22 protein-coding genes are annotated in these 26,689 nt (G+C 38.5%); 14 read left to right on the plus strand and 8 right to left on the minus strand.

Annotation, left to right across the window (positions count from 1 at the left end; all coding sequences use genetic code 11):
- The first annotated feature begins 52 nt into the window (after positions 1–52).
- The 4 genes from I6F45_RS16110 (at position 53) to I6F45_RS16125 (ending at position 3,666) form a co-directional block, all read left to right on the plus strand.
- The gene (locus tag I6F45_RS16110; protein WP_024594413.1) at positions 53–1,087 is read left to right on the plus strand and encodes an ABC transporter substrate-binding protein; all 1,035 of its coding nucleotides are present in this window, start codon (positions 53–55) and stop codon (positions 1,085–1,087) included.
- A 61-nt stretch (positions 1,088–1,148) separates the two neighbouring features.
- The gene (locus I6F45_RS16115; protein ID WP_197161150.1) at positions 1,149–2,324 is read left to right on the plus strand and encodes a methyltransferase; all 1,176 of its coding nucleotides are present in this window, start codon (positions 1,149–1,151) and stop codon (positions 2,322–2,324) included.
- A gap of 30 nt (positions 2,325–2,354) precedes the next feature.
- A complete protein-coding gene (gene can, locus I6F45_RS16120) occupies positions 2,355–3,017 on the plus strand; it encodes a carbonate dehydratase (protein WP_007582103.1) in 663 nt (220 codons plus the stop codon).
- Between the two features lie 4 nt (positions 3,018–3,021).
- On the plus strand, positions 3,022–3,666 hold the full coding sequence (locus I6F45_RS16125) for an NAD(P)H-binding protein (protein ID WP_165728091.1): 645 nt from the start codon (positions 3,022–3,024) through the stop codon (positions 3,664–3,666).
- A 217-nt stretch (positions 3,667–3,883) separates the two neighbouring features.
- Here the strand turns inward: I6F45_RS16125 and ubiK are convergent, their stop codons facing one another.
- Positions 3,884–4,147 (minus strand): ubiquinone biosynthesis accessory factor UbiK, encoded by a 264-nt coding sequence (ubiK, locus tag I6F45_RS16130; protein ID WP_007582099.1) that lies wholly within the window; start codon positions 4,145–4,147, stop codon positions 3,884–3,886.
- A gap of 162 nt (positions 4,148–4,309) precedes the next feature.
- Between ubiK and rep the strand changes: the two genes are divergently transcribed.
- Positions 4,310–6,328 (plus strand): DNA helicase Rep, encoded by a 2,019-nt coding sequence (rep, locus tag I6F45_RS16135; RefSeq protein ID WP_197161152.1) that lies wholly within the window; start codon positions 4,310–4,312, stop codon positions 6,326–6,328.
- Between the two features lie 15 nt (positions 6,329–6,343).
- On the opposite strand, the gene I6F45_RS16140 is transcribed toward rep, so the two are convergent.
- From I6F45_RS16140 to elbB, 3 genes are all read right to left on the minus strand, one after another.
- Positions 6,344–8,908, minus strand: coding sequence for a sensor domain-containing diguanylate cyclase (locus I6F45_RS16140; RefSeq protein WP_165728092.1), 2,565 nt, complete (start codon positions 8,906–8,908; stop codon positions 6,344–6,346).
- A gap of 164 nt (positions 8,909–9,072) precedes the next feature.
- On the minus strand, positions 9,073–9,468 hold the full coding sequence (locus I6F45_RS16145) for a c-type cytochrome (RefSeq protein WP_007582093.1): 396 nt from the start codon (positions 9,466–9,468) through the stop codon (positions 9,073–9,075).
- Positions 9,469–9,694: 226 nt separating this feature from the next.
- The gene (elbB, locus tag I6F45_RS16150; protein WP_007582090.1) at positions 9,695–10,342 is read right to left on the minus strand and encodes an isoprenoid biosynthesis glyoxalase ElbB; all 648 of its coding nucleotides are present in this window, start codon (positions 10,340–10,342) and stop codon (positions 9,695–9,697) included.
- A gap of 524 nt (positions 10,343–10,866) precedes the next feature.
- Between elbB and polA the strand changes: the two genes are divergently transcribed.
- The 3 genes from polA (at position 10,867) to I6F45_RS16165 (ending at position 15,195) form a co-directional block, all read left to right on the plus strand.
- The gene (polA, locus tag I6F45_RS16155; protein ID WP_165728094.1) at positions 10,867–13,602 is read left to right on the plus strand and encodes a DNA polymerase I; all 2,736 of its coding nucleotides are present in this window, start codon (positions 10,867–10,869) and stop codon (positions 13,600–13,602) included.
- Positions 13,603–14,092: 490 nt separating this feature from the next.
- Positions 14,093–14,680: a YceI family protein gene (locus tag I6F45_RS16160; RefSeq protein ID WP_007582084.1), complete on the plus strand. Its 588-nt coding sequence runs from the start codon at positions 14,093–14,095 to the stop codon at positions 14,678–14,680.
- Positions 14,677–15,195 (plus strand): DUF1285 domain-containing protein, encoded by a 519-nt coding sequence (locus I6F45_RS16165; RefSeq protein ID WP_165728095.1) that lies wholly within the window; start codon positions 14,677–14,679, stop codon positions 15,193–15,195. The genes I6F45_RS16160 and I6F45_RS16165 overlap by 4 nt, the downstream gene beginning before the upstream one ends.
- A 9-nt stretch (positions 15,196–15,204) precedes the next feature.
- Here the strand turns inward: I6F45_RS16165 and yihA are convergent, their stop codons facing one another.
- A complete protein-coding gene (gene yihA, locus I6F45_RS16170) occupies positions 15,205–15,873 on the minus strand; it encodes a ribosome biogenesis GTP-binding protein YihA/YsxC (RefSeq protein WP_007377272.1) in 669 nt (222 codons plus the stop codon).
- Between the two features lie 281 nt (positions 15,874–16,154).
- On the opposite strand from yihA, the gene I6F45_RS16175 reads away from it, so the two are divergent.
- The 3 genes from I6F45_RS16175 (at position 16,155) to I6F45_RS16185 (ending at position 18,664) form a co-directional block, all read left to right on the plus strand.
- Positions 16,155–16,787, plus strand: coding sequence for a c-type cytochrome (locus tag I6F45_RS16175; protein WP_007582080.1), 633 nt, complete (start codon positions 16,155–16,157; stop codon positions 16,785–16,787).
- Positions 16,788–17,539: 752 nt separating this feature from the next.
- Positions 17,540–18,136, plus strand: coding sequence for a Der GTPase-activating protein YihI (gene yihI / locus I6F45_RS16180; protein WP_197161154.1), 597 nt, complete (start codon positions 17,540–17,542; stop codon positions 18,134–18,136).
- A gap of 12 nt (positions 18,137–18,148) precedes the next feature.
- Entirely contained in the window at positions 18,149–18,664 is a 516-nt protein-coding gene (locus tag I6F45_RS16185) for a DUF2489 domain-containing protein (protein WP_197140513.1), read from the plus strand.
- Positions 18,665–18,758: 94 nt separating this feature from the next.
- Here I6F45_RS16185 and hemN read toward each other — a convergent pair whose 3' ends face one another.
- Both hemN and yjgA read right to left on the minus strand, forming a co-directional pair.
- Positions 18,759–20,132 carry an oxygen-independent coproporphyrinogen III oxidase gene (hemN, locus tag I6F45_RS16190; protein ID WP_165728096.1) on the minus strand — a complete coding sequence of 458 codons (1,374 nt, stop codon included), beginning with the start codon at positions 20,130–20,132 and terminating at the stop codon, positions 18,759–18,761.
- A gap of 124 nt (positions 20,133–20,256) precedes the next feature.
- Complete coding sequence (gene yjgA / locus I6F45_RS16195) at positions 20,257–20,790, minus strand: ribosome biogenesis factor YjgA (RefSeq protein WP_007582068.1); 534 nt, start codon at positions 20,788–20,790, stop codon at positions 20,257–20,259.
- A gap of 144 nt (positions 20,791–20,934) precedes the next feature.
- On the opposite strand from yjgA, the gene pmbA reads away from it, so the two are divergent.
- The 3 genes from pmbA to I6F45_RS16210 all read left to right on the plus strand — a co-directional run bounded on the left by pmbA (position 20,935) and on the right by I6F45_RS16210 (position 25,333).
- Positions 20,935–22,284 carry a metalloprotease PmbA gene (pmbA, locus tag I6F45_RS16200; protein WP_007582066.1) on the plus strand — a complete coding sequence of 450 codons (1,350 nt, stop codon included), beginning with the start codon at positions 20,935–20,937 and terminating at the stop codon, positions 22,282–22,284.
- Between the two features lie 72 nt (positions 22,285–22,356).
- Positions 22,357–22,842, plus strand: coding sequence for a DUF721 domain-containing protein (locus tag I6F45_RS16205; RefSeq protein WP_024589904.1), 486 nt, complete (start codon positions 22,357–22,359; stop codon positions 22,840–22,842).
- Positions 22,843–23,257: 415 nt separating this feature from the next.
- Entirely contained in the window at positions 23,258–25,333 is a 2,076-nt protein-coding gene (locus I6F45_RS16210) for a M13 family metallopeptidase (protein WP_165728097.1), read from the plus strand.
- Between the two features lie 288 nt (positions 25,334–25,621).
- Here the strand turns inward: I6F45_RS16210 and I6F45_RS16215 are convergent, their stop codons facing one another.
- On the minus strand, positions 25,622–26,689 hold the full coding sequence (locus tag I6F45_RS16215) for a phosphotransferase enzyme family protein (protein ID WP_165728098.1): 1,068 nt from the start codon (positions 26,687–26,689) through the stop codon (positions 25,622–25,624).

Consider the following 26,689-nt stretch of genomic DNA (forward strand, 5'->3'; position numbering starts at 1 on the left):
CACGTTTTACATATAGTTACAGGTAATCGTCATACTTTTTGAGGACACCTATTTGCTATTTAAAGGATTAATCATTGGATTGTGCTTTTTTTGCAGCCATATCGCGGCGCAAGAATCAGTCACATTACAGCTAAAATGGACACATCAGTTTCAGTTTGCTGGCTACTATATGGCTAAGCAAAAAGGCTTTTATAATGAAGCGGGCCTTGATGTAACTATTAAACAAGCTAATCCAATGAAACCTGATACCTTTGGTCCTGTGGCCAGTGGCGAAGCACAATTTGGTGTAGGGCATTCAGGTATTTTACAGCAACGTATTAATGGTCAGCCTTTTGTTGCAATGGCAGCCTTATTGCAGTTTTCACCTTATTGCTGGATGGTAAAAGACACGTCTGATATTTTTCACCCTCGTGACTTTGTTAATAAACGTATCACTGCTGTGAGCAAAAATGACGGCACCGAGCTACTTATTATGCTTAAACGCAGTGGCGTTGATGTAGATAAACTCAAAGTTTACAATGGCGAAAATTTTAACCAGGCTTGGATTGAAAACAAGCTAGATGCTATGCAAGTTTATGTTACTACAGAGCCTTATTATATGACTCAACAAGGCGTAGCTCATCGGCTTGTTTGCCCACAGCGTTATGGTATGGATGTATATAGCGACATTTTATTTACCAGCGAAAACATGCTTAAGCAAAATCCACAAACGGTCGAAAAATTCTACCAAGCGAGCCTAAAAGGTTGGCGCTATGCAATGATGAATATGGATGAAGCCATTGCAGTCACCCAGCAAAACTATGCACCGAGTAAGAGCTTTCATCAGCTCGCCTTTGAGGCTGAAGTACTAAAAAGTTATATAACCCCACCCACTACCAGTTTAGGGCATATGTCGATAGCAAAGTGGCGTTTAATTGCTGACTTATATGGCATACAGCAAAACGAATTTGACGAAGTGAAATCTCACTTTATTTATAAATACCAAGAGCCAGAAAAGATGCAATTATCATGGATGCTTATAGCAGCTATTTTGGTGAGTATTATTTCAATACCTTTGTATTTACGGCTGATTTTTAGCCAAAAATAACTGCTTAATGAGAGCTCACTGAGCTGATATAATTAATTGTCTTTTTATTTTTTAAGCTGTTATGACTTTAGCCGAGCAATTTTTTGCACTTGATTCACTTTTGATGCGCCATCGTCAGTATTGGCAGTGCACCGCATTTGATTTTGACACTATTCCTTGGCCAGAGCTGCAAGGCATACTTAACGAACTAACTGATGATCAGTTAACCGTTCTTGATAACGATCAAAATCAGCTATACCAATTTTTTAGCCAACACATAAACCAACTTGATGAACTTGCTAAGCTATGTGACTTACCTAGCTCTGCACACTCACGAGTTGATTATCCGTTTTGGATAAGTAACGGCATTAAAGGTCGTAAGTTTGATCAGTTACAAGATTTTGTATCTGCACTACCTACTACTAAGCAACCGGTTTTAGAGTGGTGTGCGGGTAAAGGACACTTAGGGCGAATGCTTGCTTTTAATGGCGCAAGTGATGTGCATAGTATTGAACTGCAACAAAGCTTATGCGAGCAAGGACAAAAAAGTGCACAGCAACAAGGCTTGGCAATGCACTTTAGCCAAGCTAATGTATTAAAAGAGGATATCACTCAATTTTTTAATGCTGATATGCATGCCGTAGCGCTACACGCATGTGGTGGTTTGCACCAAGCATTTATGCGCCAAGCAAGTTTAGCGAAAGTACAACAAATTAGCTTTTCACCTTGTTGCTATCATTTATTTACGGCTAATGAGTACCGTGCAATGAGTGAGGTTGCAAATAAAAGTGAGCTTAACCTAACGCATCGCGATTTAAAGCTCGCATTACAAGAAACCGTTACAGCGCCTTCTCGTCTGGAAAAAGTACGTAAAACAGAACTAGAATGGCGACTTGGTTTTGATGCACTTAGAAAATCGATTACTGGCGAGCAATATTATGTAAGCGTACCTTCGGTTAACAAAGCTATATTCTCAGATTCGTTTAAATCATTTTGCGCATGGGCTGCGGACAAAAAGGCAATAAACCTACCTCAAGATACTGATTATAATAAATATTTAGATGTTGGTGTTGCTCGAAAAAAAATAACTGACCGAGTTGAACTGGTTCGACATGTGTTCAGAAGAGCAATTGAAGTTTGGCTTGTGCTCGATCGTGCTTTATATTTGCAACAGCAAGGCTATCAAGTAAGCGTTAAAACGTTTTGTGAAAAGCAGTTAACGCCTCGTAATATTTTGATTCTTGCTAATATCCATTAAATTTCCGTCCTCGACTTAATAAGAGATGCAATGAGAAAGTTAAAAAATTTATTCGATAACAATAAACGTTGGGCTGCACGTACAAGCGAAGCTGATCCTGAGTTTTTTAAAATTTTATCTATGCAACAAAATCCAGAGTATTTATGGATTGGTTGTTCAGACTCTCGTGTACCTGCTAATCAAATAGTTGATTTATTACCAGGCGAATTATTTGTGCATCGTAACGTTGCAAACGTGGTTGTACACACTGACCATAACTGTTTGTCGGTTATGCAGTACGCTGTAGAGGTTTTAAAAGTAAAACATATCATGGTAGTAGGTCACTATGGCTGTGGTGGCGTACAAGCCGTTTTAAACAATGCAAAATTTGGCTTTATTGATAATTGGCTACGCCATGTAGGGGATGTAAAAGAAAAGCATCTTGAACAACTTGATGCAATGCCAGAAAGCGAACGTTTAAGCCGCCTTATTGAGCTAAATGTAATTGAGCAAGTGCGTAATGTATGCCGTACTAACATTGTGCAAGATGCGTGGGAGCGCGGCCAAGAGCTAAGCGTTCATGGTTGGGTTTATGGTTTAGAAAACGGCCATCTTCATGATTTAGAATCTGTAGTAACGTGCGCGAGTGAAGAAACGCAAAGCTACAAAAAAGCAGTGCAGCACGTACTTAATAAAGTGGGCGAAAATAAATAAATTTATGACTAAAACGGCGATATTAATAGGTGCTACAGGTTTGGTCGGTAATGAGTTGCTACATAAGCTACTTAAGAGCGATCGTTATACCAAAGTGGTTACGTTAAGTCGTCGGGCTTTGCCTATTACACACGCAAAGCTAGTTAATCACGTTATTGATTTTGAAAAATTAACTCAATACGTTGAGCTTTTTAAAGGTGACGTATTGTTTTCGTGTTTGGGCACAACCCGTAAACGGGCGGGCTCTACACAAGCTCAGCGTAAAGTAGATTTTGATTATCAGTTTATAGCGGCGCAGTTAGCGGCATGTAATGGTGTTACGCATTACTGCTTAGTGTCATCAAGCGGGGCGAACACGCACAGTAATAGTGCTTATTTGAAAATGAAGGGTGAGCTTGAGCAACATATTAAAGCACTCCCTTTTGATAAAATAAGTATTTTACAACCGTCTTTATTATTAGGTGATCGTGAGCAATTTAGAGTGGCAGAAAAGATAGGTAGTATTATTTTTCCTGTTATTACACGGCTCCCGTTTTTAAAGCGTTACAAACCAATAACAGGTGAGCAAGTTGCGCAAAAAATGCTGAGTGTGAGTTTAGCGCAGCAGGCTAAGTTATTTTATTATGTGCTAGATGAGCTATTTGAATAAACTTGGTAAAACGCAAAAGGCAGCCTAAGCTGCCTTTTTTGTACATTAAATTAATACCAATTTTATTAAAAAAATGCTCATTCTAGCGTATTAAATAACTCACTAACTACGTTAAAAATTATTTATATAGAACAACTATGTACCATAACTTTAGCCTTGTTATTGAGCTATTTTCTTATCGCTATAATAGAACACTAATTTAATGCAATTGGTATAATTATTCAGCGTCAGTTTTAGTGCTAAGTTGTTGCTCAAGCAATGCAACTTTAGCTTCAAGTTCGGTTAGTTTTTCGCGAGTACGAATAAGTACTTGGCTTTGCACATCAAATTCTTCACGGCTCACAAAATCCATCTCAGCAAGCTTGTTTTGTAAAACTTGCTTTGTTTTACCTTCGAGTGTCTCTGCTAGGTTTTTTACACCTTGTGGCATATTGCTAGTAATTTGCTTAGCAATTTCTTCAAGTTTTGCTGGGTTGATCATATTTGTCCCTTCGATGCGGCCTAAAATAATAATAACTAATATTACCTTATACCCACGGTATTTAACACATGATCATCTTTACCTTAATTAATTAAGGCAATTGCTATGCTCGCAGTAATGGTTACGTTAAAATTGCGCGTCTTTTAAATTTCTTTGGTCGTTATGAAACTCAATCCTAAACAAGATGAAGCCGTAAAATATATTAGTGGTCCATGCTTAGTACTCGCAGGCGCAGGCTCTGGTAAAACCCGTGTTATTACGAATAAAATCGCTTATTTAGTGAAAAAATGTGAGTACAAAGCGCGAAATATAGCCGCTGTTACTTTTACCAATAAAGCAGCCAAAGAAATGCGTGAACGAGTACTGCAAACGCTCGGAAAGCAAGACGCTAAAGGTTTATGGGTATCAACGTTTCATACACTCGGTTTAGAAATAATAAAAAAAGAGTTAAGCACATTAGGGTTTAAACCCGGCTTTTCGTTATTTGATGATCAAGATACCAATCAGCTTCTAAGTGAGCTCACCGAAGATGAGCTAAAAAAAGACAAGGACTTACTCAAACTACTTAAAATGGAAATTGGTAGTTGGAAAAACGAATTAGTACTGCCAGAGCAAGCAATACGCGAAGCGCGTGATGCGCAAAAGGCATTGTTTGCACAGCTGTATGCTCGTTATCAAAATCAACTGCGTGCTTATAACGCACTGGATTTTGATGATTTAATTATGATCCCTACTTTGTTACTTACTAATAACGCCACATCTCGTGAGCGCTGGCAGCAACGCTTTAAATACTTGCTGGTGGATGAGTATCAAGATACCAATACAAGCCAATATCAACTTGTTAAATTGCTAGTAGGCGAGCGTGCCCGTTTTACTGTGGTAGGTGATGACGATCAATCAATTTACTCATGGCGTGGTGCTCGCCCGCAAAACTTAGTGTTATTAGGTAAAGACTACCCAGGGCTTAGACTTATAAAGCTTGAACAAAACTATCGAAGTGCAGGGCGAATACTAAAAGCGGCTAACATTTTAATTGCGAATAACCCACATGACATAGAGAAAAAGTTATTTAGTGAACTAGGTTATGGTGAGCCGATTAAAGTAATAGGGTGCCGCGATGAAGAGCATGAATCTGAGCGTGTGGTTGCTGAAATAATTTCACATAAGTTTATGAAGCGTACCAGCTATAAAGATTACGCGATTTTATATCGTGGTAATCATCAAGCACGTGGCTTTGAAAAATCATTAATGAGTAACCGTATCCCTTATAAAATTAGTGGCGGGATGTCATTTTTTGCTCGTTCAGAAATTAAAGATATTATGGCGTATTTACGTTTGCTAGTTAATCAAGATGATGACAATGCATTTTTACGTATCGTAAATACACCACGACGCGAAATAGGCACGGTCACACTTGAAAAGCTTGGTACGCTTGCTAACGAAAAGCACATGAGCTTATTTGCTACCTGTTTTGATAACGATTTAGGCTACAGACTAAAAGGGCGTGGTTTTAATGCGCTTGCTGGGTTTGCACGCTGGGTTGTTGAGCTATCCGATAACGCAGTACGCGGTGATACGCTCGAAGCTGTTAAAGACTTAGTGCGTAATATTAATTACGAGGCATATTTGTACGAGTCGTCACCGAGTGCAAAAGCCGCTGAAATGCGTATGAAAAACGTATCTGAGCTGTATCGCTGGATCACCGATATGTTGACCGGTGATGCCGACAACGAGCCAATGACATTGGCTGAGGTTGTTAGCAAGCTAACCCTTCGCGACATGCTTGAGCGTAACGAAGAAGAAGATGAAACCGATGCAGTGCACTTATCAACACTTCATGCATCAAAGGGCTTAGAGTATCCATATGTATTTATGGTAGGCATGGAGGAGGGCTTACTTCCGCATCAGGTAAGTATTGATGAAGATAACGTAGATGAAGAACGCCGCTTAGCTTATGTCGGTATTACTCGTGCGAAGCAGGAGTTAACACTTACTTATGCAAAAATACGTCGTCAATTTGGTGAAACCTCACAAACTGAGTTAAGCCGATTTGTACAAGAGTTACCGCAGGACGATCTCGCGTTTGAAAATAAAAAGGCGCCAAACACGCAAGCAGAGCGAATGGAAAAAGGCCAAGCAAGAGTCGCTAACCTTCGTGCAATGTTTAAAAAGCCTGAGTAATACCTCAGGCTAATTTTATAAAGACTGGGTTGCTTGTATTTCAGGTAACTCAGAACACACTAGAGCGTGTTGTTTTCCCACAAAAAATGCCAAACCGTGCTTGTCTAGTAAAGCTCTAAAATTAAGTATTGATGGGCCTTTAGCAATTACTTTCATTGCTTTGAGCTTCGTAATTGCTAGCACCCCTTGTAGCTGAAAATCGTAACTTTCTTGTTGTAAAACACGTTTACTAAAGGTCGAGCTAAGTAGCAGATAGTCAAAATTAATATCGGTTAGTAAATTAAGTTCGCATCGATCTTTAGCAAAATTGTTTAAACCAATTGAATAACCAAGTTGTGATAGCTTTTTGAGGTTTTCTATTTGTGTTGCGCTTGCGTGACGAATTTCTTGCTCATCAAATAGCAAACAGAGCTGGCTATGTCCTTGTTGTTTATTTAGCGTATCTGTAAATAAAACAAATTCGTGCTCCTCGAGTAGTAAACCAGAGCAAGGAACCAGCGCCATAGTTACATCTGCGGTAATTGCTTGTGCATAAGCGCGTTGTAATAACTGTAACTCTATCTCAAGGTGCTGTTCTTTATCTGATGCAAACTTTTTCAAAATATCAAAGCTAGTAAAGCCAAGTATTGGGTGTTCACCAAATGCTTCAAATAAAGATTCAGACTGATGTTGTTCATCAAGCGTAATTATTTCTGAGCTTCTAAAGCTCATAGGTAATATATCAAGGTGATGTTGTGCTTTTAGTGCCTGCGCAGGTATTGATTGTGTTAGTAGCGGATGAAATAGCTCGTAGCGATTTTTTCCGGAGTTTTTAGCGTGGTACATTGCGGCATCGGCATCACGAATAATTTCATCCGTATGCATATAGCTTTTCTTTGAGTAGGTTATTCCTATACTAGCACCACTTTGAAGTGATTCGCCTTTAAGGAAAAAAGGCTTTTTCATTAAATCGATAATACGATTAGCAACATCTTCTGCTTGTTGAGGCTCAGTTAAGTGCGTTAATAAAATAACAAACTCATCGCCACCTAAGCGTGCTAGTAAATCATGTTCGCGTATACACTGGGCAAATAACTCACTAACGTTAATTAAAAACTGATCGCCAGCATGGTGACCAAGTTGGTCGTTAATGTCTTTAAATTTATCTAAATCAATAAATAAAACAGCAAAATTATGTTCAGGAAAGCGCTGATAATGTTGTAGTGTTTTTTCAAGCTGAGTTAAAAAGAGGCTGCGATTAGGTAAGCTAGTAAGAGAGTCGTGATGTGCGTCGTGATAAAGCTGCTGCTCTATTTTTTTACGCTCATCTATTTGCATTTGTAAGTGCAGATTTGTTTGACGCAGTTCTTTGGTTTTTTCGTTTACTCTAAATTCGAGTTCTTGATGGCTTTTTGCAATCGCTTGATTGGTGAGCTTTGTTTGTAAAACCGCTGCAATTTGATGAGATACAAAGGTAATTAACTCGCAATCATCCCGGCTGAAAATATGTTTGTTATCGTAAGCTTGGCAAACAATAAGGCCGATAACACCTTGAGCTGTTTTAAGTGGAGCGCCTAACCAACTAGTGGCCATTTGCTCTTTTTGTACAGGCTTAGCTCTTTGTACTACACCGCTTTCTATTAATTCTTTTGCTCTACACGGGTGTATAAGTTGCGTTTCTTCAGTGCTTATTACCAGTTCACTATAACCTTTAGCAAAGCGTCTTGGTTGTGTGTTTTCTTTAAATTCATCTACACAATAAGGGAAGCTTATCCAGCCAGACTCTTTATCGTAAAGTGCAATATATAAGTTTTCTGCGTAGGTAATTGTTTTTATTATTTCATGTATCTTAAAGTAAGCATCATCAAGGTTTTTAGCTTGCGTTGCTATTTCAGATATTTTAAACAGAATTTGTTGGCGTTGAAGTGCGCGTTTGCGTTGTTCTATTTCAAGGTTTAACGCGTCGTTACTTTGAGTGAGTGCTCGGGTACGAATTTTAACTTCTGACTCAAGGAGCTCTCTTTTTTTTACACGCTCTATTGCAGTTGCTAAATAAAGCGACATAAACTCAAGTAATTGTATTTGTTGTGAGCTATAGCCCTGTTTTGTATCGTAACTTTGCGCTGCTAAAACACCGATAATATTGTGTTCTTGGTAAACTGGAACACCTACCCAATGCTCTGCTGGAGTGCCTAATGCTTTAAATAAGCCTTCTGCTGCGGCATTTTGCATTTGCTGCTTGGTAAAACATGTGGTTTTACCCTGTTTAAATACATAACCAGTGGCGCCTTCATCAAAGCTATTTGATTGGTTAAGGGCGACGGCAATACCATCTTTTTCATCTGAAAAGTAAGAAAGTTCTAGCGATTGACTGTATTGATTTGATAGCACCACATAAAAACTTTTACTCGGCACATATTTTTGTAAAATGTCGTGGATAGCGGGATAAAGTAGGGTTAGCTCGGCAACAGTACTTGCTTGCTCTGATAATTGTATCAGCGCATTTTGTAAGTGATGTGATTGTTTGTATTTATTGAGTAATGTTTTTAGACGTTTATTTTGATACGCCAATTTACTCGATACTGAGAGTTTATCTTCCAATGATCTAACCGGCTATTTTTATTGTATAGTTATTAGCCTTATACTTTCACTTTTAGCGCTTATCGTCAAGTTGATATTCGTACTATCATACTGGCTAGAAACACTATTTTAGGTATTAAAAAAGGCTTACCGAAGTAAACCTTTTTTGTGTATTTCAGCTGTATTTACTTAGATGTCATGAAGTCGATAGCAGCGCTTATCTCATCATCAGAACAATCCATACAGGTGCCTTTTGGAGGCATCGCATTAAAGCCATTTAGTGCATGCTCAAGTAAAGTGTCTTTACCTTTAGCTATACGTGGAGCCCAATCGTCAGGCGATTTAGGCGCGCCTAGTGCACCAGTACCGTGACATGCAAAACATGCACCTTGATAGACTTGCTCACCAGAACGAGGGCCTGTAGGCGCCGCTGCTACAGCAGCTTTATCGCCTTCAAGGTATACAGCACCAACCGGCGCGAGACGTGCTTTAATTGCATCTTCAGTCATAGAGTTATCATATGGCTGTGCGTATGCAGTGGTTGCTAGCATTAATAATGCTGCAGCTGTTAATTTTTTCATTTTGCCTTGCTCACTTCGATTTGAACGTGATCAATCACGATTAAAGATGACGGAAATTAAACCGATTATAACTCTCTGAGCCAATTTATAAAATGCTAAGAGGCGTTTTTATTAATAAAACTGACTACTTTTTGCGTTAACGCAATAAAATTTAATTATTTACTGTTTTTTGTTAAGCAATTTAATAAGCGCAAACAGTCATACAATTAACTTTTAGATCCTAATATCAATTTATTGATAATACGCTACTAACTAGTTTTTCGATCCCTGCATCGGCTTCAATAATCGATTGCGCAAGCATATAAGCTGGGGTTGTAACTAGCTTATTTGGCTGATCAATAACAACATCATCTACTGCACAATTTATATGTTTAGCGCCTAATGTGCTTAGCGCTTGTGCTGTCTCTGCATCGTTACCAATCGTAAGTACAGCGTTATCGTAAATAAATGGGATCAAAGCGGGTGCAATACACATATAACCAGCAGGCTTATTTTCTTTTGCAAATGATTTACAAGCATTAAGTACGTCTTCATTAATATTTGCTTTTGCGCCTTTAATTGCAAAGTCACATAAGTTTTTTGCAGCGCCAAAACCGCCAGGTACAATTAATGCGTCAAACTGAGTTACGTCTAATTCAAGCAGCGATTTAATGTCACCCCGTGCAATACGAGCCGCTTCTGTTAATACATTACGTTTATCAGGCATTACTTCGCCCGTTAAATGGTTAATGGTATGAAGTTGTTCAATATCCGGTGCAAAACACTGATACGTTGCGCCATTTTTGGCTATATGTAATAAAGTTAAAATTGCTTCATTAATTTCACTACCATCGTACACACCAGACCCTGCTAATATTACCGCTACGTTTTTCATGCTTTTGTGCCCCTAAAGTCTTTTTTATAAGTCGATCGGATGAAGTCTAACATGCTCAAAATTTCTCGCGAAAATAAATTTTTAGTACAAAAATCATTCTCTATGCAAGTTGTATTGCGGTTTATGCCATTTGCGATCACTTTGCCTTTAAAAAAATTATAAAGGATCGCTATGATCTTCGATCCATTGTGCTAGAATACTCCTCCGGTTATTTAAATGGACGCGAATAATCAAAGTGAATAACAACACAAGCAGTCGTTAGAAAACCTTTTTCCACATTGGTTTAAAATAATAAAAAAAGAACCTCGTATTATCTTTTTTAAATTAAAACATACAGTTAAAGTATTTTCTAAGCATTTTATAATGCTTTGGAAGAATAGCTCGTGGCTGTTATCTACACACTTATCCACAGCTTGCTATAGTTTTAATAACACGATAAGCAGTAATTCACTGTCGTTTTATTTACTACCTTATGGCATGCTTATAATTACCTTAATTTTTTGCATTTAGGATCCAAATTCACCATGGCTCAGATCCCCGAAAACCCACTTATTTTAGTTGATGGCTCGTCATATTTATTTCGTGCTTATCATTCTCCGCCGCATTTAACTAATTCTAAAGGTGAAGCTACGGGCGCTATTTATGGCGTGATCAATATGCTTAAAAGCTTGATCAGACAATACGATCCATCACATATGGTGGTTATATTTGATGCTAAAGGTAAAACGTTCCGTAACGATATGTATAGCGAGTATAAGGCAAATCGTCCGCCTATGCCGGATGACTTACGCACTCAAATAGCACCGATACACAGTATTATTAAAGCGATGGGCTTTCCGCTAATTAGTATTGAAGGCGTTGAAGCTGATGATGTTATTGGTACATTTGCACGTATAGCATCAGAGCAAAAACGACATGTACTCGTCTCTACTGGCGATAAAGACATGGCACAGCTTGTTAATGAACACGTTACGCTAATAAACACGATGACTGACAGTATTTCAGATCCCGTTACCGTGGTTGAAAAGTTTGGTGTAGGCCCTGAACTTATTATTGATTACTTAGCATTAATGGGTGATAAGGTCGATAATATTCCGGGTGTTGAAGGCTGTGGTCCTAAAACGGCAGTTAAATGGTTAGAAAAATATGGTTCTCTTCAAGGTGTAATGGATCACGCCAGTGAGATTAAAGGTAAAATAGGCGAAAAGTTAGCAATTGCTCTTGATCATCTGCCTTTAAGCTACGAACTTGCGACAATTAAGTGTGATGTTGAAGTTGAATCTGATCTTGATACATTCAAACTTCAAGAGCCTAACAAAGACGAATTAATTGCATTATATGGTGAGTGCGAATTCCGTCGTTGGTTAGCTGAATTACTTGATAATCCTAAAGATGCTGAAACACATTTAGCTGTACCTACCGAAGCTACTGAATTACCAAAAGTAGAAGATGCTCATTACGAAACTATTTTAACGCAAGTGCAATTTGATACGCTAATAGAGCAATTAAATAGTGCTGAGTTATTTGCATTTGATACTGAAACAACCAGCCTTGATTACATGAAAGCGCAATTGGTGGGTATGAGCTTTGCCGTAAAAGCGGGTGAAGCTGTGTATTTACCGGTAGCGCATGACTACCCAGGTGCGCCTGAGCAATTAAGCCTTGAATTTGTAATGCAAAAGCTAGGTCCAATTTTGGCAGATGAAAACAAAGCTAAAGTAGGGCAAAACCTTAAATATGACAAAAGTGTATTAGCGAATGCAGGTTTTGCGCTAAATGGTATTAAGTTTGACACCATGCTTGAGTCGTATGTATTTAATAGTGTAGGCACGCGTCACGATATGGACTCGCTAGCACTTAAATACCTAGGTCATAAAAATATTAGCTTTGAAGATATTGCTGGCAAAGGTAAAAAGCAACTTACCTTTAACCAAATTGAACTTGAAAAAGCAGCGCCTTACGCCGCAGAAGATGCCGATATTACTTTGCGTTTACACGAAGTGCTTTGGCCAAAAATAGCAGCTGATGAAAAGCTAAAATCGGTATTTGAAGATATAGAAATGCCACTTATTAGTGTGATTTCTGATATTGAACGCACCGGTGTTGCGATAGATAGCAATATGCTTGGAGCGCATAGTCAACGTTTAGGTGAGCGTTTAATTGAGCTTGAAAAAGAAGCGTTTGAAATAGCAGGCGAACCATTTAACTTAAGTTCTCCAAAACAGCTACAAGTACTGTTGTTTGAAAAGCTTGGGCTGCCTATTATTAAAAAAACGCCTAAAGGTGCACCTTCTACCGCAGAAGAAGTACTGCAAGAACTTGCTCATGATTATCCGCTACCTAAAGTAATTATAGAGCATCGTGGTTTATCAAAGCTTAAATCAACGTATACCGATAAATTACCATTAATGGTGAATGAGAAAACCCAGCGTGTACATACGTCTTATCATCAGGCAATTACAGCTACGGGGCGCTTGAGTTCAACTGATCCTAATTTACAAAATATTCCTATTCGTTCAGAAGAAGGACGTCGTATTCGTGAAGCGTTTATAGCCGCAGATGGTTATAAAATTGTTGCTGCCGATTATAGTCAAATTGAGCTACGTATTATGGCGCATCTTTCACAAGACAAAGGTCTATTAAATGCATTTGCTAACGGCTTAGATGTACATAGTGCAACTGCCGCTGAAGTATTTGGTGTAGAGCTTGATGATGTAACTACCGATATGCGCCGTAAGGCGAAAGCAGTAAACTTTGGCTTAATTTACGGTATGTCGGCATTTGGTTTAGCACGTCAACTAGATGTGCCACGCCACGAAGCGCAGCATTACATAGATAAATACTTTGAGCGTTTTCCAGGTGTATTAGAGTACATGGAAACAACACGCGAAAAAGCAGCTGAAAATGGCTACGTTGAAACAATATTTGGTCGTCGCCTACATTTACCAGAAATAAACGCACGTAATGGGGCGCGTAGAAAAGGAGCCGAACGTGCTGCTATAAACGCACCAATGCAAGGTACTGCCGCCGATATTATTAAAAAGGCAATGCTGAGCGTTAACCGCTGGGTACACGAACAAGCGCCAAATACAATTAAGCTGCTTATGCAAGTGCACGATGAATTAGTATTTGAAATCAAAACAGACTGCGCACCACAGTACACAAAACACATCTGTGAACTGATGTCGCAAGCTGCTGCGCTAGATGTACCACTTATAGTTGAAGCTGATGAAGGTGACAACTGGGAACAAGCTCATTAATGCAATTTGAGCATTTTAATTAAAGCGCCTTTTGGCGCTTTTTTTATGTTTAATAAAAATGGCGAATAACAGCGATTCAATCAGGTATATGCAAGCTTTAGTTAAAATAAGGTTAATTTAAGCAACTATTTGTATTAAATAGTTATATGTTCGTCAATTCGAGCTGTTTTACAGGAATATGATTGTATTTTAATGCGTGCTTTTGTTAAAGTCCCGCCTGTCCTATCCTGTAGGACATCCTGTTGATGATGCATCTGAAAGGGTGCAACAAATTGATAGCTTCTCCCCAGTTTGCTATACCGGCCTACCAACTTGTTTGGCGGGCCGTTTTTTGTTTTACGCCTGAAAATCCTATCTAATTAATTCTTTATTGCGCTATACCAATTGTATTATTCATTCGTCATTTCGAGGTGGTTTGGGTACATCGCAGGTGATACCATCGAAGTGATATTATTTTTATTCTTTTCATTTTATTACTAAGGAGTGCGTTATGTTTAAAGCATTAGCTATTGCAGGTTTTTCTTTATCAAGTTTAGTTATTTCTAATGTTGCTCAGGCCAATTGGCAGCTAGTGAATGATAAAAGCCAACTAAGCTTTGTTTCAATTAAAAAAGATTCGATTGCTGAAGCTCACCATTTTACTAACCTTGAAGGTATGCTTTCTGATAAAGGCGAGTTTAGCGTTAATGTTGATTTAACATCAGCTGAAACTCTAATTCCTATTCGTAATGAGCGTTTAACGACATTTTTATTCGAAGCGGCTAAATTTCCAAATGCTGTTTTAACTGCAAATTTAACTAAAGAACTGAGCAATATTAAAAAGCCTGGTCAATATGTATTAAAGGGTATTAAAGCTGAGCTTGATTTTCACGGTAATAAAAAGCCATTGGCAATTGATGTACTCGTTAACAGCACGCAAAGTGGTGATTTAACGGTATCATCATTAACACCTATTATTATTAATAGTGATGATTTTGGTGTAACCGAAGGCGTTAAAAAGCTGCAAGAGCTAGCGGGCTTACCTTCAATTGCAACAGCAGTGCCTGTTACATTCGCAATTACACTTAAAAAACAGTGATTTCTTTAAGTGAGCTTAGCAAGCAATTAAGCGAGCCAAGCAAACCTTTTGATAGTTGGCAGCCTAATCATTGTGGTGAACTGCCAATTGTCATTAATCATAAGGGGAAATGGTTTTACGATGGCAGCGAAATAACACGCCCAGCCATGGTGAAGCTGTTTGCTTCTGTTCTATGTAAAGAAGGTGAGCAATTTTATTTAAAAACACCTGTCGAAAAAATAACAATAACGGTTGATGATGCGCCGTTTATTATTGTTGATTGGCGTTTTGAAAATACAGTGCAAGGGCAGGTGTTGTGTTGTATTGATAATTTAGCTAGGCACTGGTTGGTGAGCGCTCAGCAGCCTTTAGTTATAAAAGACTATAAAGGGTCAAAAGTACCTTATCTAAAGCTACCTTATGGCTGTAGTGCGCGTGTTGCGCGAAGCGTATATTATCAGTGGGCTGAAAAAGCCGAGTCTGATAAACTCGGCTATTTTATTAAATCTGCAGGAAAGCAGTTTTATTTATCGTAACGCCAGCGTTTAAGCCTCTGGGTTAGTTTCGTCTGTGATTGTTTCATCGGTAGGTGGTACAGCAATAACAGGACCTAAAAACCATTCATCTAGTTTTTTAGCTACTTCTGGTAAACCCGTGCCTTTTAATGATGAAAATGCATGAACTGTAATATCCCCATCAAGCGTGCTTAATTCACGACGAACTTGCAGTACTTGTGATTTACGAGGGCCTTGCTTTAATTTATCGGCTTTAGTTAATAGTGCCAATACTGGAATTTCACTACCAATAGCCCAATTAATTAAATCGCGGTCTAAATCTTTTAATGGATGACGAATATCCATTAAAATAACAATACCTTTTAGGCTTTGACGCTTTTGTAGGTATTCGCCTAGCGATTTTTGCCATTTCTTTTTCATTTCGATTGGTACTTTAGCAAAACCATAGCCTGGTAAATCGATAAGGCGCATATCGTCAACATCAGCTAAATCGAATGTATTGATTAGCTGAGTACGTCCAGGTGTTTTACTTGTACGTGCTAGCTTCTGATCGGTTAATGCATTTAATGCACTCGACTTACCTGCGTTGGAGCGACCGGCAAACGCAACTTCAATTCCCGTATCAGCAGGTAATTTAGTAATGTCGGGAGCGCTTGTTACGAAAGACGCAGTATTATATTTGATACGAGATTTGAGCACAGGCTCTCCTAAAACTTAAATAAATAACGTTGAGTAAACCAAATTCACTCAGGGCGCGTATTTTATACTATAAAGGATGTATTAAAAAGCGTATTTAACCACCTAAAAACAGCACCTATGGTACATTTAAAACATGTTAAAGCTTAATCTAAGTCAAAACCCTGTAAATTATAAGCTTAATATGTGTAGAAAACGTGCCAGAGAATTTATTATCGTGTAGAATATATGTATTACAACATCACGATTGTAGATGATACAGGGTCGGAAACAGAGAATTCACCATGAAAAAAATAGCACTATCTTTAACAATATTGCTTGGTGCGTTGTCAGCAAGCAACGCAACAGCATTTGATGGCGATGTAAACGCAGGTAAAGAAAAATCAGCAACGTGTGCGGCTTGTCACGGCCCAGACGGTAATGCGCCGGTTAATATTTACCCTAAAATTGCAGGTCAACATCCAGATTATATCCTTAAGCAACTTCAGGATTTAAAATTAGGTATGACGTCAGGCGGCAAAGAAGGGCGTATGGATCCAGTAATGAGCGCTATGGCTATGCCACTTAGCGAGCAAGACATGAAAGATCTAGCTGCTTATTTTTCTTCAATGAACATGACTGAAGGTGCTACACCTAAAGATGTTGTTGAAGTTGGCGAGATGCTTTTTAAAGCAGGCGATGCAGAACGTGGAATTCCATCATGTGCAGCATGTCATGGCCCACGTGGTAATGGCTCGTCACTTGCTAAGTTTCCAAAAATTTCTTTTCAGCATCCAGGATATATCAAGGCTCAACTTGAAAAATTCCGTGATGGTACTCGTCATAATGACTTAAATGGCATGATGGGCGATATTGCAAAAAAATTAACAGATAAAGACATCGAAGTACTTTCTCAGTATTTAGGTGGCTTACACTAAAGTCGTATTTATTTAGCAGTTAATAATAAATAAACTACAATGTGTTAAAAAAAGCAGCCTAGGCTGCTTTTTTTGTGTCAAAAATTAACGATATCGTCCGTTTTAATGTAAGACATTGACCATGTCTGGTTGTAAGAAAAGTCTTCTTTTTATTTTTGATTATTGATTAACTTATTGTAATTTATGTTTATTTTTATATCTCAATGTAATAAAGATAATAAAAGTTATATAAACCAGTTGTAACAAAATCATTAACGAGTAAATTAACCACTGTCGCAAAACAACAATAACAAAACGGAAATAACTATCAAGGAAAGTAACGCGGCATGACTACATAGCATAAGATTAGTGCTACTAAAGGAAATAATAAAAAAGTGTCAGGATGACCGAAAATAATAAAAAACTCATGGAAGTTTAATAATAAAAACAAAATGGAATGTAACAAGGAACGTAAAAATAATAACAATACGGACTGATAATAATAAAAATAATAAAGACTAAAAAAAGTCGAAGGGAGAAGTGTCCAGATAATGGCGCTCAGATTAGCAGGCGGTAGAGATGTTTTCTCTACCGCCTTTTTATTTGTCCTGTTACAATACCCACCGTTTAAAATTAGCGATTAATTAGCTAAGGCGCTTTTAAATGAGAGACCCAACCTCTAAGCGCAAACTGAATTCTTCTGGCTAGGCCAGCACTGCGATGCCCATTAATTTGCGCTTCGCTCAAAACCTCTTAAGTGAGATGATCAAGATATGAGTAGAACTAAAAAGTCACGCAAAAGCCCAGCAAACGGACCTGTTCGTTTAAGCCAAGATAAGCTTAAAGAAATGCGCGCATTAAAAGAGCAGCGAGTTAAAAAAACCAAAGGTGCTAAGCCAGGTTCTCGTAACGCGCCAGATTTACTAGATAGCGAAAGCCATAATGCTGGTCACGCGCCGAAAGATAAGCGTGTAGGCAGTAAAAAGCCGGTACCATTAATTGCAACTGCGCCTGGGCCTAAAGTTGAAATGAAACGCAACTTAAAGCCAACTATTGAGCTGAAAAAGGTAATCGAGCCTGAATTTACACCTGAACAAGAGCTAGAAGCACTTGAGAATGACGAGCGTTTACTTAAACTAGTAGAGCGTCATGAAGAAGGTGAAATGCTAACTGGTAAAGATGCTAAGTACTTTAATAGCCGTATTGCTCGCCATCAGGCGTTATGTGAAATTCTTGGTATTGAAGACGAGGATGAAGACGAATTTGAAGATGACCTTGAAGATGATATTGAAAGCAAAGGCAATTCTGATTTCGATCAATACTTATCTGACGATTTAGCCAACGAATGGTTAGATGAAGACGACAAATAGTAAGGATAAATAATGAGTACCGCGGTAATTTTAGCCTTACTTTTAGGCGCTGCTATAATAGTTGGTCTGGCATTTTATGCGGGTCAGTTGCTGTATAAGTTAAATGCGCAAAAAAAGTTAATTGCTAAAACGCAGGCTGAACAAAAGCAAAAGCTTGAGAAGTCGCGTTTAAAGCGAAATGCCAAACTAGCCGATAGTATTCATTTAATTGCGCGTGCAATGAATGAAGAGCAGTGTGAGTTTTCTGAAGGCTGTTTACGTATTTGGGTACTTATGTCTCAATATGGCTTTGAGAGCGAGCGTGATTTAACGACACAATATCCTGGCATTTATAAAATGTACCGGGTAGTTAAAGAAATGCCGACACACGATGCACGTAAAAAATATGCTAAAAAAGAAATTTTTAAGCTAGATAAAGCTCGCTGGCAAGCTGAAGAAACACTTAAAGATGAAGTTAAAGCCGATTGCGCTAAAATTATCATCGAGTTTAAAGCCGCTCCTGGCAGCGATAAAGTGGTTTTTAACTAGCTTTAGTTTTTCGAGTACTCAAAAAAAGCAGACCTTGGTCTGCTTTTTTTATGCGTAAAAATTTTCATACTAATTGCATTAAATTAGTGATCTGCTAAATCACTCGCGAAAAACGCGTCGCATTTATTTGTTTTTGTAAATGAGCGTCAAAGCACATGCAAATAATACGAATGAATAAGTTGCCGCGTGGCGTTACGCTAATTTTATTATCATTTATAGTGACTAGTTCATCTTTTATAAGTGGCGTAAGCGCAATTAACGCATCCTCAAAGTAGTCATTAAATATAAGCGCATGCTTTTCGCTAAAGTCTTGTATATCTAATTCAAACTGGCAAATGAGCTGCTTAATTGCATCAGCACGAATTACATCATCATGCGTTAAGTGCATACCTTTATTAAGAGCACAGCCGATTTGTGTTTCGATGCTGTGGTAATAATGTTTTAATTCTTTTTGATTTTGTAAAATGGCACTGTCAATTTGCGAAATTGATGACACGCCTAAGCCTAATAAATCACAATTTCCATGGGTTGTATAACCTTGAAAATTACGATGTAACTTGCCTTCATTTTGCGCAATAGCTAGTTCGTTATCGGTTTTTGCAAAGTGGTCCATACCAATAAATTGATAGCCTGCTTGCGTCATCTGCTCCAGCGTGTTTTTAAACATAGTGAGTTTATTATGTGCACTGGGTAAATCTGCATCTTTAATCTTACGCTGTGCGGCAAAGCGCTCTGGTAAATGCGCGTAGTTAAACACCGATACTCGGTCAGGGCTTAACTCAATAAGTTGCTCTATAGTTTGCTTAAAGCTCTCTGGCGTTTGCAGAGGAAGCCCGTAAATCATATCTGCATTAATAGATTGAAATCCCAGCTCGCGAGCTTGTGTAATTAATTGCTTGACCGTATCTGCATTTTGCGGGCGATTAACAGCAAGTTGCACGTCGTCGTTAAAGTCTTGAATCCCAAATGAGACACGGTTAAAGCCAAGCATCCTTAAATCAACGAGCATATTATCGGCAAGTGAGCGTGGGTCTATTTCAATGCCGCGCTCTGTTGTGCTTGTAAAATTAAAGTGCTGCTCTAAAAGCTTAATTAGACGAGTCATTTGTTTTGCGGTTAAAAAGGTGGGAGTACCGCCACCTAAATGTAATTGCTCAACCGTGTAGCTTTTAAATAAAGGCGCTTGGGCAGTAATTTCTTTTGCTAAAAAGTCGAGATACGTATCTGCCTTAGATTGATGGCGGGTAATTATTTTATTACAGCCACAGTAGTAGCAAAGCTGACTACAAAACGGGATATGAATATATAGAGAAAGTGAACGGCTCGTTGATGATTCTACAGCGCTAAGTAGGTCTTGTTGTTGATATCCATCACGCAGTGATAGAGCTGTGGGATACGAGGTATAACGCGGGCCAGACACATTATATTTGTTTATTAGGGTTTGATCCCATTGTGGAAGTTTAATCATCACGCGCACCTAAGTATTTATTTAGGGGGTGATTATAAAAAAGTACGCAGTGATGCGGTTTGATCTATAACAAAAAAGGTGCCGAAGCACCTTTTTTAATAAAATATCAATTAATGCGGTCTAATTAATACGTAACAGTATGGGCATCTTTGAGATATTGAAATAACTCTTTATAACCTTTACCCGGCTTTTCAGCTTTCGCTTCTTTTGCCGCATTACGAACCAATTGACGCATTTGCTGACGATCAAGAGACGGAAACTGTTCAATAGTCTCATTGATAAGGTCATCACCTTGTTCAATTAGGTCTGAACGTAATTGCTCAATTTTTTTGACCAATACTTCAGCTTGGTTATTTTTATTAAGCATTACATCGATAATCGCTCTAATAGCGTCAATGTTTTCTACAGTACGCAACGTTTTAGCGATGTAGTTTAAGTGACGGCGGTACGCGTCACTTTTATTACTTATTTTATCAGCAACAACCATTGCCGCTTTTAAATCGTCATTTAATGGCAGGCGTTCGCGCTGTTTTTTACCCATTTTGGCAATTTCAGTACCTAACTGATGAAACTCTTGCGCTTCGCGCTTAAGCTCCGTTCTTGATACATATTCAATTTCTTCTTCAATTTCAGCAGGCTTGCCTTTTTTCTTTGCCATGGGGTGCTCTTAAATAAAAATAACTTTTGCCATTATACATGAATATGATACTTAGGAATATTAGCTGATGTGATGCATTGAGTGTGTTAGCATTTAAATATAAGAAATGCGTGCATTATGCCTCTAAGGCTCAGGACTTAATTTATGAAAAGCCAACAAAACGATCCAATTTATTCTCAAATATCGCAAGTTAAAGATGCGGTAGCAGAAGTACTCGAACATGCCAAAAAATTAGGCGCAACAGCTGCAGAAGCGGCTATGTCTAGCACGTCTGGTTTATCGGTTAGTACACGAATGGGTGAAGTAGAAACCATTGAGTTTAACCAAGACGGCGGCTTAGGCATTAGTGTATATGTTGGTAATAATAAAGGCTCAGCATCGACAGCTGATTTAAATCCAAAAACATTGCGCATGGTAGTCGAAAAAGCGATTGATATAGCCAAATTTACATCGGATGACCCATTTAACGGCGTTGCTGATAAAGAATTGCTTGAATTTAATCCTAAAGATTTAGATTTATACCATCCTTGGGATGTAAGCCCTGAAGAAGGTATTGAGCTTTGTCATGCTGCTGAGCAAGCTGCATTAAACGCAGATGAGCGCATTGTTAACTCTGATGGTGCGAGTTTTTCATCTCACCAAGGATTACGTGTTTATGGTAACAGCCATGGTTTGATAACTGGCTTTCCACGCACTCGTCATAGCATTAGTACTATGGTAATTGGTCAAGATGGCGAGCAGATGCAACGCGACTCTGCTTATACTGTTGCCCGCGACCAAGCGGGTTTAAATGACGCAGCGGCAGTTGGGCTTGAAGCAGCAGCTGAAACATTGGCTAAATTAAATAGCCAAAAGTTAGGCACAATGAAAGTGCCTGTTATTTTTAGAGCCGATATTGCAAATTCATTATTTGGTCACTTAGTGTCGGCAATTGGTGGTGGTGCGCTTTATCGTAAATCAAGTTTTTTACTTGATAGCTTAGGCACACAAGTATTTAGTAATTGTGTGAATATTGCCGAGCGCCCACATATTTTAAAAGGGTTGGCGTCGTCACCGTTTGATAGCGAAGGCGTTAAAACATTCGATAGGGAAATTATTCAAGGCGGCGAGCTACAAACTTATTTATTAGCAAGTTATGCCGCGCGTAAAATGAATATGACCCCAACAGGGCATGCTGGCGGTATACATAACTGGCTTGTTGAGCAAACTCATAACGATTTAACTGCACTATTAAAAACGATGGGCACCGGCTTATTAGTTACAGAGCTAATGGGGCAGGGCGTAAATACCGTAACGGGTGATTACTCTCGTGGTGCTGCTGGTTTTTGGGTTGAAAATGGTGAAATCCAATATCCTGTAAGCGAAATTACCATTGCTGGTAATTTAAAAGATATGTTTAAAGGCATATCTGCTATTGGTGGTGACATCGAACGCCGTGGTGGTATTCAAACTGGCTCAGTATTAATAGAGCAAATGCAAATAGCCGGCGCGTAGTATTAATACGCAGTGTATACTTAGACCTAGAGTATTATCTCTGGGTCTAAGTGAGCTTTTACGAGGTGTAAAATGGCTAAAGATAGATATGCACCAAAACCGCTAACCGATATTATGGCGGGGTTAAATAATCGTTTATCAGCTTATGCAGGCAAAAGCCAAGCACTTGATACACAGCAAACCCTATTAAAAGATTTTTTGGGTCCTAAGTTGGGTGATAAATGCCGAGTCAGTAATTACCGAGACGGCACGCTAATGATAGAGGCTGTATCTGCACCTATCGCGCTTAGACTTAATTATTTGAAAATGGATATGCTTTCACATTTTAGAGCTGCCGGAATGGCAGAGCTCGGGCAAATAAAAATAACTGCAAATCCTCAAGCAACTCAGAGATTAAGCACAGCGAATAAGTCGGGCAGTCCTGCAGTTACCAACTCACGTAAAATGAGTGAGCAAACAGCGGATTACTTAAACGCGATAGCATCTTCTGCACCCCCTTCTTTAAAAGAAAAACTAGAGCGTTTAGCGCTTCACGGAAAAAATAAAAGTAAGTCTTAACTACCCACCATCTTGTTATTGGTGGGGCTAATTTGGCAGCTCACCGCATTCAAAATACTTTGTTACATATTCCATTTTATTGTTGGCTTAATGAGGTTTATGATGCTGCGTGGGCTTTATATTGATCGAAAGCTCTTTGATACCCATTCCATTAAGTAAAAGCGTGTAGGCAGTGCTATTTTTACTCCTGCTATATTCAAGAATTTAATGGAGTTGGTATGTGATACCAACCTGCATAAGTCTTTGATCAATTTAACGAATTAAATTGCACTATAACGTCGTTAAAAATTTTTTATTTAGAGCAACTAGATACAAAAACTTTTGCCTGGTTCTAGCGTAATTTTCTTAACGTTAAATAGACCCCATATATAAGCAGATTGGTATGATTCAATTCTAACTAACAAACGGAATAATTATGAATAAAGTAACAATGGCTGCTGCAAGTATCGCACTTGCGCTTGGCTTGGTAGGTTGTGGTGAAAAACAACAAGAAACTAAAGTAACCGACACTCCAGTAGTAACAGCACCCGCTGAAAAACCACTAGAGCTTGGTATTGAACTAGCTAATATGGATAGTTCAGTACGCGCACAAGACGATTTTTATTACCATGTAAATGGTCAGTGGTTAGCTAAAACTGAAATACCAGGTGATAAGTCTAACTACGGTTCTTTTTCGCAGCTATATGATGAGTCACAAAAAGCGATGAAAATTGCCCTTGAAAACGCAGCCGCGAATAAGGCCGCTAAAAAAGGCAGCGATGAGTATAAAATTGGCGCATTTTATAAAAGCTATATGAATAAAGATGCGCGTAATGAGCTAGGTATTACGCCATTACAACCGTCATTAGATACAATTGATAGCGTTAAATCTAAAGCTGATTTAGTGGGTTTAATGGCTAAAATTCAAAAACAAGGCGGTACTTTACCGTTTGGTTGGTTTGTAAATAACGATGCTAAAAACTCAAGCGAGTATGCATTGTATTTATCTCAGTCGGGTCTTGGTTTACCAGATCGTGACTATTACTTAAAAGATGACGAAAAATTCACTAAAATTCGCGCTTCTTACGAGCAATACATCACTGATGTTTTAGCTAAGTCAGGCGTTAAAAATGCAGCAGAAGCTGCTAAGAGCGTACTTGCATTTGAAAAAACACTAGCTGATGCTCAGTGGAGCCGTGTGCAAAGCCGTGATGCAACTAAATCTTATAACAAGATGACAGTAGCAGATGCAAGCAAGTTGATGGGTGACCTTGATTTAGCTGCATTCTTTAAAGATGCAGGCGTGAGTGCAAGTGACATTATTGTACGTCAACCAAGCTACTTAGAAGCACTTGCTACTATTTACAAAGACACTGATTTAGCGACGTGGAAAAACTACTTAAAATTTCATTTTGTAAGTGGTTATGCAGAGCTACTTAGTGAAGATTTAGTTAACCTTAACTTTGACTTTTACAGCACAACACTTCGTGGCGTAGAAGAACAAGCACCTCTTTGGAAGCAAGCGGTTGATGCATCTAACAGTGTACTTGGTGAAATATTAGGTAAGGTATACGTTAAAGATAACTTCCCGCCAGAAGCAAAAGCACGCATGGAAGAATTAGTTGATAACGTAATTAAAGGTTACGGTGTTGCTATTGAAAATCTTGAGTGGATGAGCCCTGAAACAAAGCTTGCAGCGAAAGAAAAACTAGACAAATTTACACCTAAAATTGGTTACCCAGACACGTGGAAAGATTACTCAGAGCTGGATATTAACTCAGATGAGCTAGTAGGTAACTACATTCGTTATAGCGAATGGGCATACGCAGACATGATTGCTAAATTGGGTAAACCAGTTGATCGCTCTGAGTGGCACATGACTCCGCAAACAGTAAATGCGTATTACAATCCAGTAAACAACGAAATTGTATTTCCAGCAGCTATTTTACAACCGCCATTCTTTAATTTAGAAGCGGATGATGCTGTAAACTACGGCGCAATTGGTGCAGTAATTGGGCATGAGCTTGGTCATGGTTTTGACGACCAAGGTGCTAAATACGACGGTGATGGCAACTTACGTAACTGGTGGAGTGAGACTGACCTTAAGCAATTTGAAGAGCGTACAGCGGCTTTAGTTGCACAGTATAACGAATATAAACCGTTTGAAGATGCAAGTGTTAATGGCGAGCTAACGCTTGGCGAAAACATTGGTGACTTAGGTGGCTTAACGGTTGCGCATAAAGCGTATATGCTGTCTTTAGGTGATAAAAAATCACCAGTGATTGATGGTTACACAGGCGATCAACGCTTCTTTATGGGTTGGTCACAAATTTGGCGTCGTAACTATCGCGATGAAGAGTTACGTAATCGTTTATTAACAGACCCTCATTCACCAAGTCACTACCGTGTAATCGGTATCTTGTCGAATATGCCTGAGTTTTACGAAGCGTTTGACGTAAAAGAAGGTGATAAAATGTATATCAAACCAGAAGATCGCGTAAAAATTTGGTAATTTACTAAATAGACTGATTTAAAGTTAATAAAAAACCAGTAAGTTTTTAGCTTACTGGTTTTTTTGTATCTTGAATTTGTAAATAACCTGAACTATGGATAATAAATCTACCTCAAGCAGCTATTTTCAGCGCTAACTGCGTTGAATTTACTTGCAATAGGCCAGCTATTGACGCGTAAATTCGCCTTGTTTTCACTAAAAATCTCTGACTAGAGAAAATAAATTTAAATATCACCATGATTCAATACGTTAATAAATCTCTTAACCAGAGTTCAGGTTAAATAAGCTTTAGCTCATTAAGTATTGGTGCATCCATTTTTTGTTACTGAGTATGTTTTTATAAAGCGCGAGTTGGTTTTGTGCTCGCTCTAAATTATGCTCTGCATGAGCCACTTTAAAGTACACATCGTTATTTAGGTAATCAGTTAAAAAGCGCACACTTAACATGAGCGGCATTATTTTAGCGCCTAGCAGCAGGCTTTCTTGTTCTTTTGTACTCATGCTACTTTTTAATGGCGTTACATAGCCTTTAACAATGGCTGAAAATATATCTTTTCGAATAATAACGTTGTGTAAGTTTGTTGAATCCTCGGCTTCGGGGGAGCAGAAAGTGCGTACCATGTCGCCAAAATCATAAAGCCTAAATCCCGCCATGCAGGTATCTAAATCAATCACTGCTTTTGCTTTGTGAGTTGCACTACAAAACAGCATATTATTTATTTTTGTATCGTTATGACACACTCTAAGTGGTATCTGCTTAGCTATACTACTAAGCTCGGTAATTAAATGCTGCTGCGATAAGCAATATTCTATTTCGTCAGCGCAGTGCTTTACTCTATTTACAGAGTTATTTGTGATTGCGGTATTTAATTGCTCAAAGCGCATCGCTAAGTTATGAAAATCAGGGATTACAATATGTAGTTGTTGTGCATCAAAATCTTGTAATGCATGGGCGAATACGCCAAAGGCGTAAGCCGCTTGCTCGCTCTGTTGCGCATTTTTAACAACGTCTTCGCTGTAACTGTCACTAATATAGCTAAGGACGCGATAATGCGCGCTATCAATTTCTATTAAGTGTTCGTTGTTTTGTATGGCTATATGCTTAACTGTTTCAAGGGGGTAGTTGCTTTGTAGTTGTTTGGTATTTAAATGCTGCTCAATTAGTTTTGCATTACTTACTAACTGAGCAGGGTATTTAAATACCTCAGTATTAAGTTTTTGCACAATAAACTGTTTATCAATACACGTAAGTAGCCATGTACTATTTATATGGCCGCTACCAATCACACTAACTTGAGTTAACTCAGGATTTAATGCTAATTGTTCGCTTAGCTTATTTTGTATTGAGATGTTCAT

It is taken from the genome of Pseudoalteromonas sp. SWYJZ19 (assembly GCF_015864375.1).
GTDB classification, from domain to species: domain Bacteria; phylum Pseudomonadota; class Gammaproteobacteria; order Enterobacterales; family Alteromonadaceae; genus Pseudoalteromonas; species Pseudoalteromonas arctica.

Coding starts and splice junctions, on each gene's coding strand:
- I6F45_RS16205 (WP_024589904.1), top strand. CDS start 22,357: ATGGCTAAAGATAGATATGCACCAAAACCGCTAACCGATATTATGGCG.
- I6F45_RS16160 (WP_007582084.1), top strand. CDS start 14,093: ATGTTTAAAGCATTAGCTATTGCAGGTTTTTCTTTATCAAGTTTAGTT.
- I6F45_RS16115 (WP_197161150.1), top strand. CDS start 1,149: ATGACTTTAGCCGAGCAATTTTTTGCACTTGATTCACTTTTGATGCGC.
- yihI (WP_197161154.1), top strand. CDS start 17,540: ATGAGTAGAACTAAAAAGTCACGCAAAAGCCCAGCAAACGGACCTGTT.
- elbB (WP_007582090.1), bottom strand. CDS start 10,342: ATGAAAAACGTAGCGGTAATATTAGCAGGGTCTGGTGTGTACGATGGT.
- I6F45_RS16175 (WP_007582080.1), top strand. CDS start 16,155: ATGAAAAAAATAGCACTATCTTTAACAATATTGCTTGGTGCGTTGTCA.
- pmbA (WP_007582066.1), top strand. CDS start 20,935: ATGAAAAGCCAACAAAACGATCCAATTTATTCTCAAATATCGCAAGTT.
- yjgA (WP_007582068.1), bottom strand. CDS start 20,790: ATGGCAAAGAAAAAAGGCAAGCCTGCTGAAATTGAAGAAGAAATTGAA.
- I6F45_RS16145 (WP_007582093.1), bottom strand. CDS start 9,468: ATGAAAAAATTAACAGCTGCAGCATTATTAATGCTAGCAACCACTGCA.
- I6F45_RS16125 (WP_165728091.1), top strand. CDS start 3,022: ATGACTAAAACGGCGATATTAATAGGTGCTACAGGTTTGGTCGGTAAT.
- hemN (WP_165728096.1), bottom strand. CDS start 20,132: ATGATTAAACTTCCACAATGGGATCAAACCCTAATAAACAAATATAAT.
- can (WP_007582103.1), top strand. CDS start 2,355: ATGAGAAAGTTAAAAAATTTATTCGATAACAATAAACGTTGGGCTGCA.
- rep (WP_197161152.1), top strand. CDS start 4,310: ATGAAACTCAATCCTAAACAAGATGAAGCCGTAAAATATATTAGTGGT.
- I6F45_RS16185 (WP_197140513.1), top strand. CDS start 18,149: ATGAGTACCGCGGTAATTTTAGCCTTACTTTTAGGCGCTGCTATAATA.
- I6F45_RS16215 (WP_165728098.1), bottom strand. CDS start 26,689: ATGAACATCTCAATACAAAATAAGCTAAGCGAACAATTAGCATTAAAT.
- ubiK (WP_007582099.1), bottom strand. CDS start 4,147: ATGATCAACCCAGCAAAACTTGAAGAAATTGCTAAGCAAATTACTAGC.
- I6F45_RS16210 (WP_165728097.1), top strand. CDS start 23,258: ATGAATAAAGTAACAATGGCTGCTGCAAGTATCGCACTTGCGCTTGGC.
- polA (WP_165728094.1), top strand. CDS start 10,867: ATGGCTCAGATCCCCGAAAACCCACTTATTTTAGTTGATGGCTCGTCA.